The sequence below is a fragment of the Fulvivirga maritima genome, assembly GCF_021389955.1.
GTDB lineage: Bacteria > Bacteroidota > Bacteroidia > Cytophagales > Cyclobacteriaceae > Fulvivirga > Fulvivirga maritima.
Genome location: NZ_CP089980.1, coordinates 5,371,822 through 5,387,410 on the forward strand (window position 1 = coordinate 5,371,822; position 15,589 = coordinate 5,387,410).

The following is a 15,589-nucleotide window of genomic DNA, read 5'->3' on the forward strand; positions in this document are numbered from 1 at the left end:
GTTTCAATTTAAAACTCGTAAGAAACGCTTTCAGCCGCATAGGAAAAATTCTTTATTTTCTATTCCATATTAGTAAGGCTATTAGAAGGTAAGTTGATTAGACTTAATAACTTCTCTTTCTGACTTTATGAAAATTTCACCTGTTTTGGCAATTGAGTATTCTACCTCTTTAATTTTTAATTGCCAGGTATCAAGCAGATTACCAGACTCAGACTTCTCTCTTATATATTTTGTATTTCTACTTAGCAGTAAGGTATCATTAATGAATTCTGAATTTGTGAAATATCCACCATTGTCATCTCCGTCACCTCCTTTAAACTCTATCAAATTGATCAAGTATCCTGATGTATCAACAGTATAAAGCATAAAGGCGCCTGCCTCACCATAGAATTCATCAAATAAAATATAGGTATAAAAATTCTCTGAAATACTTTGATAAGACACCAGTCTGAACCGACTTTGGTGAGCATTCCTTTTCTTGTAATGTGGGAGCTTATAAACATCTAGCTCTGATAATGATTTGATATCTTGAAACTTAAACTGGTCTTGGGGAAAATGACCTACATCAAACTGTGATTCACTCATTTGAGGACGTGGTTTTAACCTAGGATAGTCACTTTCTTGGCCGTAGCCATATAAAGTAGCCATGAATAGCATTAGTATTATTGTTAGCAGTCTAAACATTTATTTTCTAAAGTTTTACTATAACATCTGTTTCAAACAGCTCAGAAGAGGCATCCGCTATAAGGTTTGCTGTAGATTCGTTATTATTCTAATTATTGCAAGATCATCTGTTACAACATGCTTCATTTCTTTACTTAGCTCCCGGACTTTTCGCTCCAAAAAATTAGCGTTCTCACTAAAAGTCCGATCCTTAAGTAAATATTCTACTATTTCACTCTCAGATTTTTGCTTGGTTTTATCTTCAAGATTTTTAAAAGTAAATATCCCGTCTGTTGCAATCGAAAGATCTGTAAATTTTGTAATGGTTTTTCTTTGTTCAAGCGAATCATACCAAGTATCAAAAGGCTCGTTAAGGTGATATCCTAAATAATCGGGTGTATTATCTTGTTCATATTCGGTTAACTCTCCGTCAACATAAATAGCGCCATCTCCAATGGTCAAAAGTTCAGCAGAATAAGATTTAGTATTAACTATACCAATTATGAGCGTTGATAGTAGCTCGTTGACATCCAGTCCTAGTTGATTTTTGATCCCTTTGGTTTCGGCAATCAATTGTTTTATACAGGACTTCAATAACGACTTTGAGTCTAAAGATCTATTAGAAGTAAATTCTTGATAGAAATGATTTTTAGCAATGTTCCTTAAGATTTTACCATACAAAATTGAAGCAAACACGGATTCCGTTCCCATTGTGCAGCCATCCAGTACGGCAATTAAAATTTCATTAGAGCTTATTTGCTCATTCACAAGAAAGTCCTCGCAATGATTAGTATGAAATTCCCCAATGTTTAGAGTTGAGTATATATTCATGTAGTCAATGATCCACAATGATTAGCTATGATGAGTGGGGATAAGAATGCACTAACCTCATTTCTGGCACATAGCCACGCCTTGATTTAAATTTAAAAATTGTGGCGGACTTTCCTATCCACACCAAAGTATCCTGACCTACTAAAACCACATTCATTCCTAGCGCTTGCTGTAAGGCGTATGTTCTTTTGTCATGTAGAAGAATTCTCTTTCTAATTCATGAGCCATTCTTTTGGTACTTCTTCGCATCATAAAATAGGGAATTCCAAACATAAATGCGGCATGTATTATTATAAAGGGTAGCGCAAAACCTGCTCCATTTCCATTTATGTTATCGGCAAACGAAAAAGTTACTATGAAAAAAGAATAAAAGATTAATGCAAAAATATAGAAAGGTATCATCATCCCGCTGAATCCATTAATTTCGGTTTCAATAATTAATTGACTCTCTTTTTGTTTATACGTTCCAGATGCGACAGCCAGGTTCATGTTCCTATCGAAAAAACGTCTTCTTCTCTTAATTTTAAAATTATCGTATCCAACATGACCTTTATATTCATTTTTACTGGATGAAAAGACATCAAATGCATCTGATCCGAAACCAGTACTACCTTCATCTACATGGGCTTTAAAAGTCTTAACAAATTCACTTTTTTGAATATTCAATTCAGTGGTGAGGTTATCAACCAGTTTTATACTTCTTAAGAATTCTTTCATATTTCGTTCTACAATGCCTTACAACGAAGTAATATACGCAATTGCATATATTCTCATTATATCTCGCTCCTAATCTAGTAAATTTTTATTATTTCGAAAGCCCTTCATGGCTACACTATAAACACGCTACACCCTTGGCTAAATTGAAATACTGACTACACATCATAGCTATGCTATCCGCTTATCTTATTCAGAGAAAATGCTAATGTACATGGTAGTTTTTTTATTTTTTGATCCAATATTCTCGAAGTCTCTTCTTAACTATGTCAAACTCATTTTGCTTCATCCAATTCCGTTCAATCAAGTGTATTCCTTGTCTACTTTCTATCTCAATTACATTGTCATATGTGTCGAACTCTCCGATATCTATAATATCATTAAAGTTCAGTTTTATCCTGCCTTTCCAACGTCCGGGAATTTCAATGAAGTCAGTTCCTAGCTTAAGTTTACCTACATTAAGTTTTCTAAAGAAAATTGTCAAAAAGCTAATACCCATACCCAATCCCATTAAAGAGAAAAGTCCTACGATTATTGAAAACCAAATTTTTTCTCCCTTAATAACTCCGAGTCCAAATAATGAAAACAGGACAAGTCCGCCAAGTCCAACGAAAAAGTATTTAATTGGTGGACGATATTTAAATTCTTCGGTCATTTTTTGAATTACTATCAACCTAGTAATATATACAATTGTATATATTCTCATTATATCTCCCTCCTAATCTAGTAAATTTTTAATATTTTTTTTATACTTTCAAGTCAACGTGGATATAAATCTCTGTGATACGGGAAGAAGAATGAGCTAATAACACCTCAAGCACTATACTTAACCCCGGGAGTGCCCTTAAACATCACATCAAACCGAATAGTTAGCCTTTGTTACCACCGGTTCTTAATACGATTCAACTAGTTTTTCCAACTGCATCATATACTCAAAAAATTCACCTTGAGTATAAGAGACTATGGGAGAGTTAACTAGTAGCGCAATAATAATTTCCTGATCCGGAAAAATAGCCAATATGGAACCGGAAGAAGGTAATTCACCGGTATGAAACCAAATTCTCTTATTATTAATATCTTCTTCTACAAACCATCCTAAGCCATAGCCCACATTTCGCATGTCAGAAGTTACCTGATTTTGAAACATGAGCCTTTTCGTTTCTTGATCTATAAAATCATCTCCAATAATAGCCAGTCCGAATTTGGTAAGATCATCAGTTGTAGAAAGTAATCCTCCCGTAGAGTAGGAATAGCTTAAGTCATAAGGAGTTGCCTCCTCACCAGTCAGGTAATAAAATTTACTCTTATGATCCATCACACTGTCTGCTATATCTCCATACGTGGCATGCATCCCGATGGGACCCCAAATATTTTGCTTCATATAACTCAAGTAAGGTTGTTGAGTTATATTTTCAATAGCAGCACCTAAAAGAATATAACCATTAGATGAGTATAAGAACTTTGTACCAGGCTTTACTTGCAACGAATCATTTTTAAAAATGGACAATGCATCGGTTAAATTACTATAGTGCTGCTGGATAAAGATCTCGTCCCAGCTTTTCCCATAATAATGCCGGATACCACTTAAGTGGCTGGCCACTTGCCTTACGGTAATAGGGTATTTCTTTTTTGGGGAATGCAGGCACATAAGTTTGAATTGCAGTATCAAGGTATAACAGGCCTTTAGCATATAGCTGCATAATAGCCGCAGAGGTCATGGTTTTTGAGACACTGGCAATTCGAAATTGTGTCTGTCTATCTACAAGTATATTAGCAACTTTATCTGCATAACCATAGCCTTGGGAAAAAATGATGGTATCTGATTTACCAATTGATAATTGAAAACCTGTTGGGTTAAATTCGTTTTGAAAGTCTGTAGCCCATTGATCGATTTTACAAGCCAATGCATCGCATGGTAGTTTGTTAGTTTCAGGCTCATCTGTAGGTGGGTAATTCGACAATGTCACTTTTGCAGAAAGGATACCGGAAGACGTTTTCCATTCACCAAAACTATTGGAGCGATAGTAACACTTGAAGTGCTCACGGTCTTTTTTTGATTTGGTTACCCCAAACACTGTTCCGGCGACTACTGTGCTTACCTGGGGTATGACTACCTTCTCATGATTGATAATTACCGTGTCGTATGAAACCCTAGCAGGGTACATTTTCATGTATTGCTCATATTTAGAGGTTACATATTTCCGATCGTCCTTATCCATGATCCATTCAAATACCAGAAAAAACTGATCTTCTTTGACTATTTGGGTATCGCTTATTTCGAAATCTAACCATCCCTTTTTAACGTCTGATGTTACTAATACCTGATGTGTAAGTAGGTCTACTCCCGGCTTATCGGTTTGGCTGTCTACTGACATGATCCGCATCCTTACCTTAAATTCAGGAGATAAATTTTTGGCAATATGCAAGGATGCCTCTTTAAGAAATGTCAGGTTTTTATTATCTGATTTATCGATTAGGAGGGCCATGGCACTGCCAGCTGAAAGGGTGTCATAGTGGATTTGCCCTGAGAGCAATAAGCTCTTACCATTTCCCAGAGTAACTGATTTCTTTTTTTCTTGTTTTGCGACTATTTCTACCTCGCCTAACTCCAGCACATTTTCGTTGAGCGAAACCACCAAGTTGTTTGCTGCGGTGGAGATCGAGGAAATGGGAAATGATTTTCTGATGTATCCTACAGAGGAAAAAAGCAGGTCCTGATCGGAATACTTTAGAGGTATGTTGATGGTAAATGAGCCATCTTCATTAGAAATTGTGCCAACTTCAGTATTAGCAATTCCAATGTTTACGTATGGAATAGGTTGTTTGGTTTGATTATTTATAACACTCCCTGAAATCAATGTCTGGCATTGCCCAATTGCCATTTGGCAACACAATACTAATAGAAGTATGAATTTTGTCATTTAAGTTATGTGTGGTGACGACCATTATGATGAGGAAGAATAGAAAACTCTAACCTTGCCTCCACTAAATAGCCACAACTTGATTTAAATATAAACTTGTGGCGGACATTCCATTCCCCACGAAAATATCCTGCCCCATGAAGCCTCATCCATAGCATTTGTTAGTAGCTTTCCTTTTCTATTGCTTCGTTCAGTTGATCAATGGTTAACCCTTTATCGATTCGAAGTTCTGCAATAGGGTTGGGATAGCTACCTAGAAAGATGTCCAAAAAGGGTACCTGTCTCCATATTTCTTTCTCAAATCTTGGCAACATGACTATTTCATGTTCATCTGTTCGTCCGATTAGTTCAATTTTTCTTCTCCAACCAGTGTATTCGTCAACAAGCTCAAGTGTTCCATTAAATTGCTTTAGATCCAAAGAAGAAAAAGTCTCAATAAGTTTATTGGTTTTTATAAAGCCGTTCAGAGCTATCAGTCCAGAGACACATACGCCACTTAAGAAGGTGCAAGTAAAAAGTGAGACAAAAGTTGAGACTTCGAAAGTCCCCGGAAAGAGGTTCAAAACTAGGTATCCTATTGGTATAACAAGGAAGAATCCAATGAGAAATATTATGCTTTTTCTCACTCCGTTTATATATTCTTTCATAATAACGATTACTACTAACGGCTCGTATTACCGTCAGTTAAGAGATTAAAGTTAAAGATTTATGATTTAGAACCGACGTTAGTAATTCCGAATGGATTCGGATCTGGTCGAATCCGTCGTAATTGCGGTTATACTTTATTAGCACCTTCTTTTATTCCATTGTTATTTTGTCAATCGCATTTTTGACCGAATTGTCGTTAATCAGATATTGCTTTTCTATTAATTCCATCATCTTTTTGTCATTTAACGTTGTTTGTAATGTTGAAATTAGAAAATCGTAATTGGTAAAAGTGGTTTCCGTTTCGAGAATTGTAATTAGCCATTTCCACATTTTTTCCTCTCCAATTTCCTCTTTTATTGCTGTAAAAATCAATGGCGCATAATCATAAACATACTGTTGTCTGTTTTCGTATTCGGTTTCTGATTTTATTTTACCAAATGGTTTAGGACTGAATTTTTTTAAATGCTCAATTTTTTTATCCATCTTTTGTTGGTAGAGTTCTTCGCCCATTATGCCTTTTGTCAGTTGTAAGGATAATAACTCTGCAAACCCTTCACTCATCATATCCCCTAGTTCCGAGTTGAACACTTTTAAGGTCCCAAAATAATAATGCCCTAATTCGTGTGCTATGTATGGACGCCAAAAGTTTTGATATTTAGGGTCAACAATATTTTTAAGCCCATTGCTCCAACCAATGCTATAGATGGCGGGATACGAAACAAACATCCAACTATCTTTTTTTGAAACAGGTGTTGTTTGTATAAAACTTACTGGTTGGTTAAAAGGTATATTTAATTTTTTGGCATAAAAAGCCTTGTAATCGTTTATAAGCTTGCCGAAGTTTTCTATTTCTTTTTTGCTCATTCCCGAATTTAAGAGGTAGGTGTTATCCAATTCGTCAAAATCGTAATTGCCACAAAAAAGGGTTATTTCTTGAGGAAGTTCGCTTTTGAAATTATGCTTTTGCGCCTTTACAGGTTGGTTGCCATTAACATATAAGGTAGAACAATCATTACAGATTATTTCTACATCGTAAGTAAGGTGTTCGTAAGTTTTGTCATTTGTTATGTCGTATAGAACAGGGTACCAAGCAGATTGAAATCCATCTGCCCTTACGGAATTATGATTAAAAGCAATGTTTCCTTTCCAATCTTTTCGGCTATAATTTTCAATGGTATCCTTAACTACAGGGAACTTACCAACATATTTAAATTGGATTGAATTTGGAAGAAATTTGCCTTTCCCACTGCTATCCTCAAAATAATAAGCGTTACTTTCTCCTGTTGAGGTTGTATCATTAAATGCTCTGCTGTATTGTATTAAAAACTCTTCAGGTTTTAATGCCTTAATGTGCAAAATATTAAGTCCTGAATTTATTCGGATATAATAATCATTGATATGTGGAAGATCACTTAAAGTCAAATCACCTTCGATAGTCCCCTGTTCAATCGATATTTCAATTTTTCCGGTAAGTTTAGGAACTCCTGGTTGTGCCGACAATTTAATACAGGCTAGTAAAGCCAGAAGTAAAAATGTACTTTTCATTAGTGATGTTTTTCAGCTTGGTGCTAACGCTGAGATATGGCGCTGAGCCCTCCGAGCTTAATTTATAGCGTTAAAAGTAGCTTATCTGCCGGTGCCATCAAAGTTTTGGAAATGCACTGTGCTCTGTAGATTAATTACTCCCACATGCTACAGGTGGTAAAAGGCACTTCAGTTTCTTGGCAGAACATAAGCGGGATGTTTAGCAGGCTATTTGCGGATGGGTTAGTAAGGGCATGGGCCATCATCGTTTGTTAGAAGTTTTATTTGATATTTAACCTCGGACTGATCGTAGCATCCGCTGCGATACATATATAGCTTGAACATCCGCTCAAATTCTTTCCTTTAAGCCATCATTATCTTTCTTAAAATACTGATTGTACATTGTAGCTAAGCCATCCGCTTATCTTATTCCGAGCAAATGCTCTTGCACATGATAGGTCGTAGGGCCGCTGCGCTTAACCTACGACCAGAGGGTGGCTCTCGCCATTTTATATTTTTTCTTCAATAGTCTTCCTTAAATCTTCAGCATTTGTTTCACTCAAGGAGAAAGAGAAGTTCATATTCTTTTCAATCACAAATTGCTTTAAATTGAAGTATGGCTTATCTCCTTTATAAGCTGTAGCCATTATTGTCGCCTTAGATCCTATCGGAAGAATTAATTTTTCTTCATCATTATGTGTAAATCCAAAGGAATTGTTTTGCTTTTGATAACCAGGTATGTACATTTTCTCATTAGGTAGGATTAGTGATGTAAAAACATAATCAAAATCATTTTCATTGTCAATTTTGGCCAACATTTCTACATTCTCCGAATTAGGATTGTCAAATAGCTTGTCAATATTCGCCCAGCCTAATTTCTTTACGCTGAATATGTAGCTCGTATTAAAGTCTTCAACAAATCCATTTTGACCTTTATTGGTAATCACATCAGGTATAAAAAGACCACTTTCAGTTTCACGAAGAGTTACAAAATCTTTAGCAATGTCTATGACTTTCACTTTTACACCTTCAACTATTGTTTCGTCTCCAATTTTTCTATTAACCTCCCATAGCCATTCACTGAATTTTGAATCATATGTATTAAAGTATCTTTGATATTCATAGGTGATAGAAACGTAAGATCTTTCTAATGTTCTCAATCGGGAATTCAATATGGACTCAGGAGAATCCCAGTTCATGAATTCAGAACTATCTCTTTCTCCTTGATAAATCATCATTTTTTCATCCAGAGAATCGGTGGGTATAATAAATCCGATTTCGCTTCCTTCTCTCAACTCTAATTTCTTTGAATTAGCTTTTGCAGAAATGAATACCATTCCACCACTTTGTAAGTTTTGGGAATTACTTTGTGTAAAGAGGTTGCCCAAAACAAAGTCGCTTGATTTAAAAGCTTCTTTTATTTCAATTTCAACTTTAGTCCAATTCTCAATACTATCCGTTGTTGCAAACGAATTAGCGTAAATTTTCACTATCGTACCACTTTTAGTTGTCAAGGAAGTGTCCCTGAGGTTATTGATAGAAAAGGATTGGCTTGCAAGCTGAGAGTTGCTGTATAACTTAGAAAAAATAATTTCTTTCTGAATTTCAGAATTATCGATTGCTTCGTCTTTTGTGTTTTCATTCTGACAAGCAGAAAGAAAAGCTAAAATTAATGTTGAAAATATAATTCTATTCATGCATTTCATTTTTGGTGGAGCCTAACAACCGTACAAGGGAAACACCTCCCCCTTATTTTTATTATGGGGATCAATCTAAAGGATTTCTGATTAATTTCATAGAGGTGTTAGCCATATGTGTGTATATCTCTATGGTCTTGGTTGAGTTATGCCTCGGACTGTTCCTAACATCCGCTCAAATTCTTTCCTTTAAGCCATCATTATCTTTCTTAAAATACTGATTGTACATTGTAGCTAAGTCATCCGCTTATCTTATTACGAGCCAATGCTCTTGTACATGATAGGTCGTAGGGTCGCTGCGCTTAACCTACGACCAGCGGGAAATTTGATGTTTTATACCTTGTCAGAGACACTGATGATCATTGAAAGTTTGTAGTCGCAGACTACGAACAACTAGGTAATTACAACAATTTACTGTGCTTTGATGGGAGGTCAATAATTCTAAACCTTCCGTGCGTACCTATTAGTTCAATGATTTTTTTATCCTCAAGAGCCTTCAGTAATGGTATTAAAATCTTCAGATGATTCTCATTTTGATCTAAATCTTTAATTGACCATTCATTCCCAAAATTCCTGTAGCATAATTCAATTTTATTTAAAAAATCTATCTTTATTCTAGAACTCGATTGACTCAATTTTTTCTTTAATTATGTACAACAAAGTAATATATACAATTGCATATATTCACATTATACCTCTCTCCTAATATAATAATTTTTTATGCTTCGAAAGCCTGCATTACCGCATTATAAATGCTTTACAGCCTTGGCCAGTTATAGACGTAGCCAACTACGGTTATACCTATCGGACAGGTCAGAGCATCCGCTGCGATACATATATAGCTTGAGCATCCGCTCAAATTCTTTCCATAAGCAATCAATATCTTTCTTAAAATACTGATTGTACATTGTAGCTAAGCCATCCGCCTATCTTATTCCGAGCAAATGCTCTTGTACATGATAGGTCGTAGGATCGCTGCGCTTAACCTACTACCAGAGGGGATGCTGGATTATTACCTAAAACTTCAACCAGAGATTCAATGAACCGCCGTATACCAGACCGGTACGTACGGTGGGGGGAGAAGCGCACTCTGGCTCAATTTGAGTCAGAGCCGTCTACTCGATTGGAGTGCGTTTATTTGTTATCACTTTTCACATTTATTTGCGCCTGTTTTAAATACTGCTCAATTATACTGAGTTTTTTTGTCAATATCGGTGCATTGTAGTTTTTCCAAAAATCAGGATTATATTGTTCGGAATGATTTTCTATACTCCTATTAATATCAAGGTTAGCCTGAAAATCATAATACCCTATTTCTTCTTGAGTAATGATTCTGTTGATGAACAATTCTTTTTTTGGATATTTTGTAAACAGGAGTTTGTTACTCTCTAAGCCTTTAAAAATAGCCCAAGTGTCTTCCTCTTTTTGGTATTTCAAATACCATTTTCCTTTATATTCCTGATATTCTAGGGTTAGATTATAAGCAATTTCCTGCTGTCCGTTTGACAGTCTTCTCTTATAATATGAGCGTTTTTTTGCGGCTCGGTTGTACTCAATTCTGACAAAAGCATAACTATCAACGTCAATGTACAATGTTGCTTGGCTATAAGGATTATCAACGCCCACGATTTTGTAAACCTGTCGTTTATCAAAAGGCAGAATGGACTCAATTTCGTATTTCCACCCTCTTCCAACTTTAATAGGTCCATAATTGAACCTGATAAAATCATCCTCAATTAAGTCTACAATTGAGTTTTTTCTTTCCCATTCCTCATTCCACGGGTGCTTATTGGTAATGTAGTTACGTCTAACAGCCTGAAGTTCAACGCGAGGTTCATGCTTCACATCGTATCTCTCATACGAAAACTTAGCCGCACATTCTAGTAATTCAATGTAAGTGCTATCCTCCTTTTGCAGATCTCTAACAAATCCCTCTAATAGATAAGGCTCTAGAGGATAATTATCATCAAGAGATTCATAGGCCTTCTTAATGATTTGTTTGGCTGAAAGTTGTTCATCTGTGATGATAACCTCACTTAATGTAAGCATGTTTTCTTTCAACCTTATCGTTTGATAGGAATTGAAGTTAGAGGGTTGTATTGCTACTGAAATATATCCAATCATTGAGATGATAACTTTTGAATTCCTTAGCTTTTCAGGAATATGAAATTCAAATATTCCATCCGTGTTTGAGGTAGTACCTATCGATGTTCCTTCCAAGTAAATAGATACAAAAGGTAAAGCTTCACCTGTTTCGTTATCAGTAACCTCTCCTGTCAACGTTATATATTCATTTTGAGCTATTAGTTTTAAGCTAAAAAGCAAAAAGAAAAAAGTAAGCCATTTGAACATATAAATTATGATTTTTTATGCACTTCAACGCCTGTATAAAACCCTTTTGCTATACTAGGCTATGAAATACTGAAAGTAGTAATTTATGCTTTCCCCACAAACTAATACACTTCATTAAGTGCAAAAACTTAGAATAATTAACTGCTATACTTGAGTAAAGCAATATCCTTTATTGCCAGCTATGAAAAGCAAACATAAATTACGGGCTATTTCGCAGAAGCTTATCTACAAGGTGATGAGCAAATGGGTTTTATATGATGTTAACTGTATTTGCCACTCTTGGAGTTTTATATTTCTCAATAGTAGCGGATCATTTTGATAGTCCGATATGATATGTTGGGAGGTTTCGCCTAATGTCCTTTCGTAGGTAATACCGATACAGCTTGAAACAAATTCAATGATTGTTGTGTCTGAGCCGTATTTCTTGACAATTAAATAACTAACCGGCTAAAAGCCGGTAGATTTGATTCCGCCTAAAGGCGGCTAAAGTCACTAGCTAATTTTAAAATTATCGTCTTTATCTTCAATATCCTGATTCTCTATATACTGCATTATTATTTCATCTGTCACATTCCCACTTGTTACTGCAAAATAGCCTCGCGCCCAAATGTGCTTACCCCAAAACTGTCGCTGTAAATGCTTAAACTCAAATAGTAACTTATGTGAGGTTTTCCCTTTTATATATTGCATGAGCTTACTTATTGACAGTTTGGGAGGTACGGATACAAACAAATGTATATGGTCCTGTGACACATGACCTTTTACTATTTCTACTTCATTCGATTTACAAATCTCTCGTATCAACTCTCTACTTCGCTCTGCCACTGCTCCTACCAAAACTTGCTTGCGATATTTCGTTACCCAAACTATATGATATTTCAAATCAAACAAGGTGTGAGACCCTTTTCTGTAGTTTTCCATAGGGAAATATCGCAAATACTAAAGTCTTCGCCTAAAGGCGAGGGATTTTCTCCCATTCCCAGAGTGTGACATTAAACTATCATATTCTGGATATTTTTTATGAATCTCTTGCATTAAAAAGACCTTAAAAGCCACAGAGCTTGTGTCGTGGAGCATATAAAAAAGAGCATCTTTGTCTGCCCATTTTCGCAAATAATCAAGATGACCTTTATTCTTATCATCGCACGCCTTAAAAGTCGGTAATCCAATCACTTGATTCCAATTATACACTTCTTTATAGTGCTCCATCATGTCTGCTTTTAACACATGTTTATCACTAGTACTTGAACAGCTACTAAGTGTTTGTATTATACACAGAGGAATCAGAAGTCTACCCATAATTACAGTTAACGTTTGGCTAAACTGCGTTTTAATGCAGTTTAGGTTTTGTGTGTGCCTTGAATGGTGAATATAGCTCAAGAATTTGAGTGTTCCAAGAGGTGAAAGTCCTTTACGCGCTGGGGTCGTGCCTGGAAGCGAAGCAAGTGGCAAGGTTGTTAACCGCGAGGTTAGAACTGAAGAAATGCAAAGCATTCATGAATACCTTTAAAATAAAATACGCATGAATAAAGCCAGACTGCGGTGTCTGTACTGAAGAACATGAACCACATACAGAGGCTATGAGGCCGGATGAGGTAACACATGCTGCCGAAGTCCAACCCCTCGAAAAGAGGCTAGTGCCGAAATAGTAGATGTGGCAGCGATAGACACAAGGATATTCATCTTACCGAGAGGACAGAGCGTAAAGAAAATGTTCGGTGAACATTTTTAGCGATGGGCCAGCATGCAGGGGTGCCTGCCCACGAGTTGAGCAGGAAGAAGTCAGCAGAGGTCATAGTAGTTATTGGTAACGAGCCTTGAAAACAAGGAGGACTCACCAGATGACGAAGGACTAAACATTGAATCGTGTCGTAATTCGATTAGGAATACTGATCTTTGAGTCAGTATAGCCTTTTCTTAAGCAGACAGAAGGAAAAAGTAAATGATAGCAGAAATTCTACAACCCAAAAACCTATTCAAAGTACACCGAAAGGTGGTGCTTAATAAAGGAGCTGCAGGTGTGGATGGTATGAATGTTAATGAGCTGAAAGAATACCTTGATGCTCATCAAACAGACATTCTCATAAGCATTCTACAGGGGAAATATGTACCTAATGCTATCAAAGGGGTAACAATACCCAAAGGAAATGGTAAAACCAGAATGCTGGGGATACCCAACGTAACAGACCGATGGCTTCAACAAGCCGTTAGCCAGCAATTAGCCAAAAGGTTTGAACTACAATTTGAGCCACACAGCTATGGCTTCAGGCCTAAGAAAAATTTACATCAAGCTGTATTACAAGCCAGAAAATACATCAACGATGGATATCAGGATATTGTAGATATTGACTTGAAAGGATTTTTCGATGAAATAAGCCATCATAAACTCTTACAACTTGTCTACCACAGGGTTAAATGCCCTACTACCCTATGGCTAATCCGAAAATGGCTACGTACACCGATCCTTATTAAGGGAAAGTTGCACAAGCGCAGGAAAGGAATACCACAGGGTAGCCCCTTAAGTCCCCTACTATCTAATATTATGTTGGATGTACTGGACAAATACTTGAAGAGAAGAGGGCTGAAATATGTTCGATACGCCGATGACTTTAGTATTTATACCAAGTCAAAAACGGAAGCTCGAAAAGCAGGTAATATAGTGTATATGTTCTTAAAATATAAGCTAGCATTACCTATAAACCGAGAAAAGAGTAGCATATGCAGGCCTCATAACTTCAAGATTTTAGGGTATGCCTTTGTGCCTACCTACAAAAAGGGAGAGAAAGGTAAGTACCAAATGGTAGTCAATAAGTCGGGGTGGGAAGCTCTGAAACGCAAGATCAAGGCTTGTTCCAAAAAGACCAAACCTTACAGCTTAGCTGAAAGATTAGTCAAAATAAAGCAAGTTTTCACCGGATGGCTACAACACTACCGGTTGGCTAGTATACAAGCCAAGGTGAAGGAACTTGACGAATGGCTACGCAACAGGCTGAGATACTGTATTTGGCACGACTGGAAAAAGCTGGAGCGGAAACGCAAAAACCTCATCCGATTAGGAGTGAAGCAGAATCAGGCTTACGCTTGGAAGGACGGAGCGTAAATAAAATGTCCTGTGGACATTTTTAGTGACTGGCCAGCCTGCAGTGGAGCATAATGGGTGGATGGGCAGTAGCTCAAAGCCCCATCCTGAGGACTACTATCACCATATCACGACTAAGAAAGAAAGGTTATGAAAGCATGCTGGATTATTACCTAAAACTTCAACCAGAGATTCAGTGAATCGCCGTATACCAGACCGGTACGTACGGTGGTGTGAGAGGCGAACTCTGGCTCAATTTGAGTCAGAGCCGTCTACTCAATTGTAGGGCGTTTCTATTTTTTTAATTTCTTTCAATCGTACGATGAAAAAGCCTTTACTAGACTCCCATCCAAATCGTAGTACTTTATTGATTTTCAGATAAGTCAATATTAAATGAGAATGATCGTTTCCAAATACTTTGTGTTTTGACCAATCATCAAAAAAAGTCCTTTTTCTTAATTCCAGTTTATTTAATTCTGGTAAAATCGAGTTGAATTTTTCTTTTATTGGCTGATTAAACTCAACAGGATACTGAAAGTCGAATGGTAATTTGGGTTCTTGTTCTTCTAATCCGCCAAACATATGTCTTGTACCATAACCAAAAAACCAATTATCAGATTCAATTAAGTCTTTCCCAGAGTAAAATTCGTCTTCAACACCTCTTTTTGCTCCCCAGAAAAATTCATAGTCACCCATGAATGCAGTTTCTAACCTAATTCTAGCAAAGTCAAATTTTATTAGGGTTAGAAGATGTTCGAATTTCAATATGAATTCTGACCAGGAAATTCCTCCATCCAAGTTTTTGTATGTTGCACCAAAAGTTGCAATCGGACTTTCATAATAGTAAGGTGTCTCTTCCTCACAGAGATTTAACATTTCAGGTCGAATCCATGGATAGTTTTCATCTCTCTCTATAGATTCTACAACTTTCTTGTATAGGTTTATATCCTCTACTTTAATTATTCCGTGAACTATTGAAATACTTCCCATATTTTGTTTAATGCCCTACAACAACCGTACAAGGGAAACACCTCCCCTTATTTTTATTATGGGGATCAATCTAAAGGATTTCTGATTAATTTCATAGAGGTGTTAGCTATATGTGTGTATATCTCTGTGGTCTTGGTTGAGTTATGCCTCGGACTGTTCCTAGCATCCGC

14 protein-coding genes are annotated in these 15,589 nt (G+C 36.4%); 1 reads left to right on the forward strand and 13 read right to left on the reverse strand.

Annotation, left to right across the window (positions count from 1 at the left end):
* Positions 1-81: 81 nt before the first annotated feature.
* The 12 genes from LVD15_RS22640 to LVD15_RS22690 form a co-directional block, all read right to left on the reverse strand.
* Entirely contained in the window at positions 82-684 is a 603-nt protein-coding gene (locus tag LVD15_RS22640) for a hypothetical protein (RefSeq protein WP_233777469.1), read from the reverse strand.
* Between the two features lie 57 nt (positions 685-741).
* Entirely contained in the window at positions 742-1,494 is a 753-nt protein-coding gene (locus LVD15_RS22645; RefSeq protein ID WP_255763321.1) for a protein phosphatase 2C domain-containing protein, read from the reverse strand.
* A gap of 159 nt (positions 1,495-1,653) precedes the next feature.
* The gene (locus LVD15_RS22650; RefSeq protein ID WP_233777471.1) at positions 1,654-2,211 is read right to left on the reverse strand and encodes a hypothetical protein; all 558 of its coding nucleotides are present in this window, start codon (positions 2,209-2,211) and stop codon (positions 1,654-1,656) included.
* Positions 2,212-2,434: 223 nt separating this feature from the next.
* Positions 2,435-2,914: a hypothetical protein gene (locus LVD15_RS22655; protein ID WP_233777472.1), complete on the reverse strand. Its 480-nt coding sequence runs from the start codon at positions 2,912-2,914 to the stop codon at positions 2,435-2,437.
* A 186-nt stretch (positions 2,915-3,100) separates the two neighbouring features.
* Positions 3,101-3,808 (reverse strand): serine hydrolase domain-containing protein, encoded by a 708-nt coding sequence (locus LVD15_RS27335; protein WP_370687378.1) that lies wholly within the window; start codon positions 3,806-3,808, stop codon positions 3,101-3,103.
* Complete coding sequence (locus LVD15_RS27340) at positions 3,732-5,090, reverse strand: serine hydrolase (protein WP_370687379.1); 1,359 nt, start codon at positions 5,088-5,090, stop codon at positions 3,732-3,734. The genes LVD15_RS27335 and LVD15_RS27340 overlap by 77 nt, the downstream gene beginning before the upstream one ends.
* Before the next feature lie 200 nt (positions 5,091-5,290).
* Positions 5,291-5,776 carry a hypothetical protein gene (locus LVD15_RS22665; RefSeq protein ID WP_233777473.1) on the reverse strand — a complete coding sequence of 162 codons (486 nt, stop codon included), beginning with the start codon at positions 5,774-5,776 and terminating at the stop codon, positions 5,291-5,293.
* Positions 5,777-5,927: 151 nt separating this feature from the next.
* The gene (locus LVD15_RS22670) at positions 5,928-7,322 is read right to left on the reverse strand and encodes a gluzincin family metallopeptidase (protein ID WP_233777474.1); all 1,395 of its coding nucleotides are present in this window, start codon (positions 7,320-7,322) and stop codon (positions 5,928-5,930) included.
* 488 nt (positions 7,323-7,810) lie between these two features.
* Positions 7,811-8,998: a hypothetical protein gene (locus LVD15_RS22675; protein WP_233777475.1), complete on the reverse strand. Its 1,188-nt coding sequence runs from the start codon at positions 8,996-8,998 to the stop codon at positions 7,811-7,813.
* 1,134 nt (positions 8,999-10,132) lie between these two features.
* Positions 10,133-11,323 carry a carboxypeptidase-like regulatory domain-containing protein gene (locus tag LVD15_RS22680; RefSeq protein WP_233777476.1) on the reverse strand — a complete coding sequence of 397 codons (1,191 nt, stop codon included), beginning with the start codon at positions 11,321-11,323 and terminating at the stop codon, positions 10,133-10,135.
* Between the two features lie 519 nt (positions 11,324-11,842).
* Positions 11,843-12,271: an IS200/IS605 family transposase gene (tnpA, locus tag LVD15_RS22685; RefSeq protein ID WP_233776130.1), complete on the reverse strand. Its 429-nt coding sequence runs from the start codon at positions 12,269-12,271 to the stop codon at positions 11,843-11,845.
* A gap of 18 nt (positions 12,272-12,289) precedes the next feature.
* On the reverse strand, positions 12,290-12,577 hold the full coding sequence (locus LVD15_RS22690) for a hypothetical protein (protein WP_233777477.1): 288 nt from the start codon (positions 12,575-12,577) through the stop codon (positions 12,290-12,292).
* Positions 12,578-13,292: 715 nt separating this feature from the next.
* Here LVD15_RS22690 and ltrA point away from each other — a divergent pair.
* Entirely contained in the window at positions 13,293-14,450 is a 1,158-nt protein-coding gene (gene ltrA / locus LVD15_RS22695) for a group II intron reverse transcriptase/maturase (RefSeq protein WP_233777478.1), read from the forward strand.
* Positions 14,451-14,705: 255 nt separating this feature from the next.
* Here ltrA and LVD15_RS22700 read toward each other — a convergent pair whose 3' ends face one another.
* Positions 14,706-15,419, reverse strand: a complete 714-nt coding sequence (locus LVD15_RS22700; RefSeq protein WP_233777479.1) for a hypothetical protein — start codon at positions 15,417-15,419, stop codon at positions 14,706-14,708.
* Positions 15,420-15,589 lie beyond the last annotated feature (170 nt).

Bases quoted from the DNA above. Each gene is read 5' to 3' on its own strand.
- LVD15_RS22640 (WP_233777469.1), bottom strand. From the start codon at position 684: ATGTTTAGACTGCTAACAATAATACTAATGCTATTCATGGCTACTTTA.
- LVD15_RS22645 (WP_255763321.1), bottom strand. From the start codon at position 1,494: ATGAATATATACTCAACTCTAAACATTGGGGAATTTCATACTAATCAT.
- LVD15_RS22650 (WP_233777471.1), bottom strand. From the start codon at position 2,211: ATGAAAGAATTCTTAAGAAGTATAAAACTGGTTGATAACCTCACCACT.
- LVD15_RS22655 (WP_233777472.1), bottom strand. From the start codon at position 2,914: ATGAGAATATATACAATTGTATATATTACTAGGTTGATAGTAATTCAA.
- LVD15_RS27340 (WP_370687379.1), bottom strand. From the start codon at position 5,090: ATGGCAATTGGGCAATGCCAGACATTGATTTCAGGGAGTGTTATAAAT.
- LVD15_RS22665 (WP_233777473.1), bottom strand. From the start codon at position 5,776: ATGAAAGAATATATAAACGGAGTGAGAAAAAGCATAATATTTCTCATT.
- LVD15_RS22670 (WP_233777474.1), bottom strand. From the start codon at position 7,322: ATGAAAAGTACATTTTTACTTCTGGCTTTACTAGCCTGTATTAAATTG.
- LVD15_RS22675 (WP_233777475.1), bottom strand. From the start codon at position 8,998: ATGAATAGAATTATATTTTCAACATTAATTTTAGCTTTTCTTTCTGCT.
- tnpA (WP_233776130.1), bottom strand. From the start codon at position 12,271: ATGGAAAACTACAGAAAAGGGTCTCACACCTTGTTTGATTTGAAATAT.
- ltrA (WP_233777478.1), top strand. From the start codon at position 13,293: ATGATAGCAGAAATTCTACAACCCAAAAACCTATTCAAAGTACACCGA.
- LVD15_RS22700 (WP_233777479.1), bottom strand. From the start codon at position 15,419: ATGGGAAGTATTTCAATAGTTCACGGAATAATTAAAGTAGAGGATATA.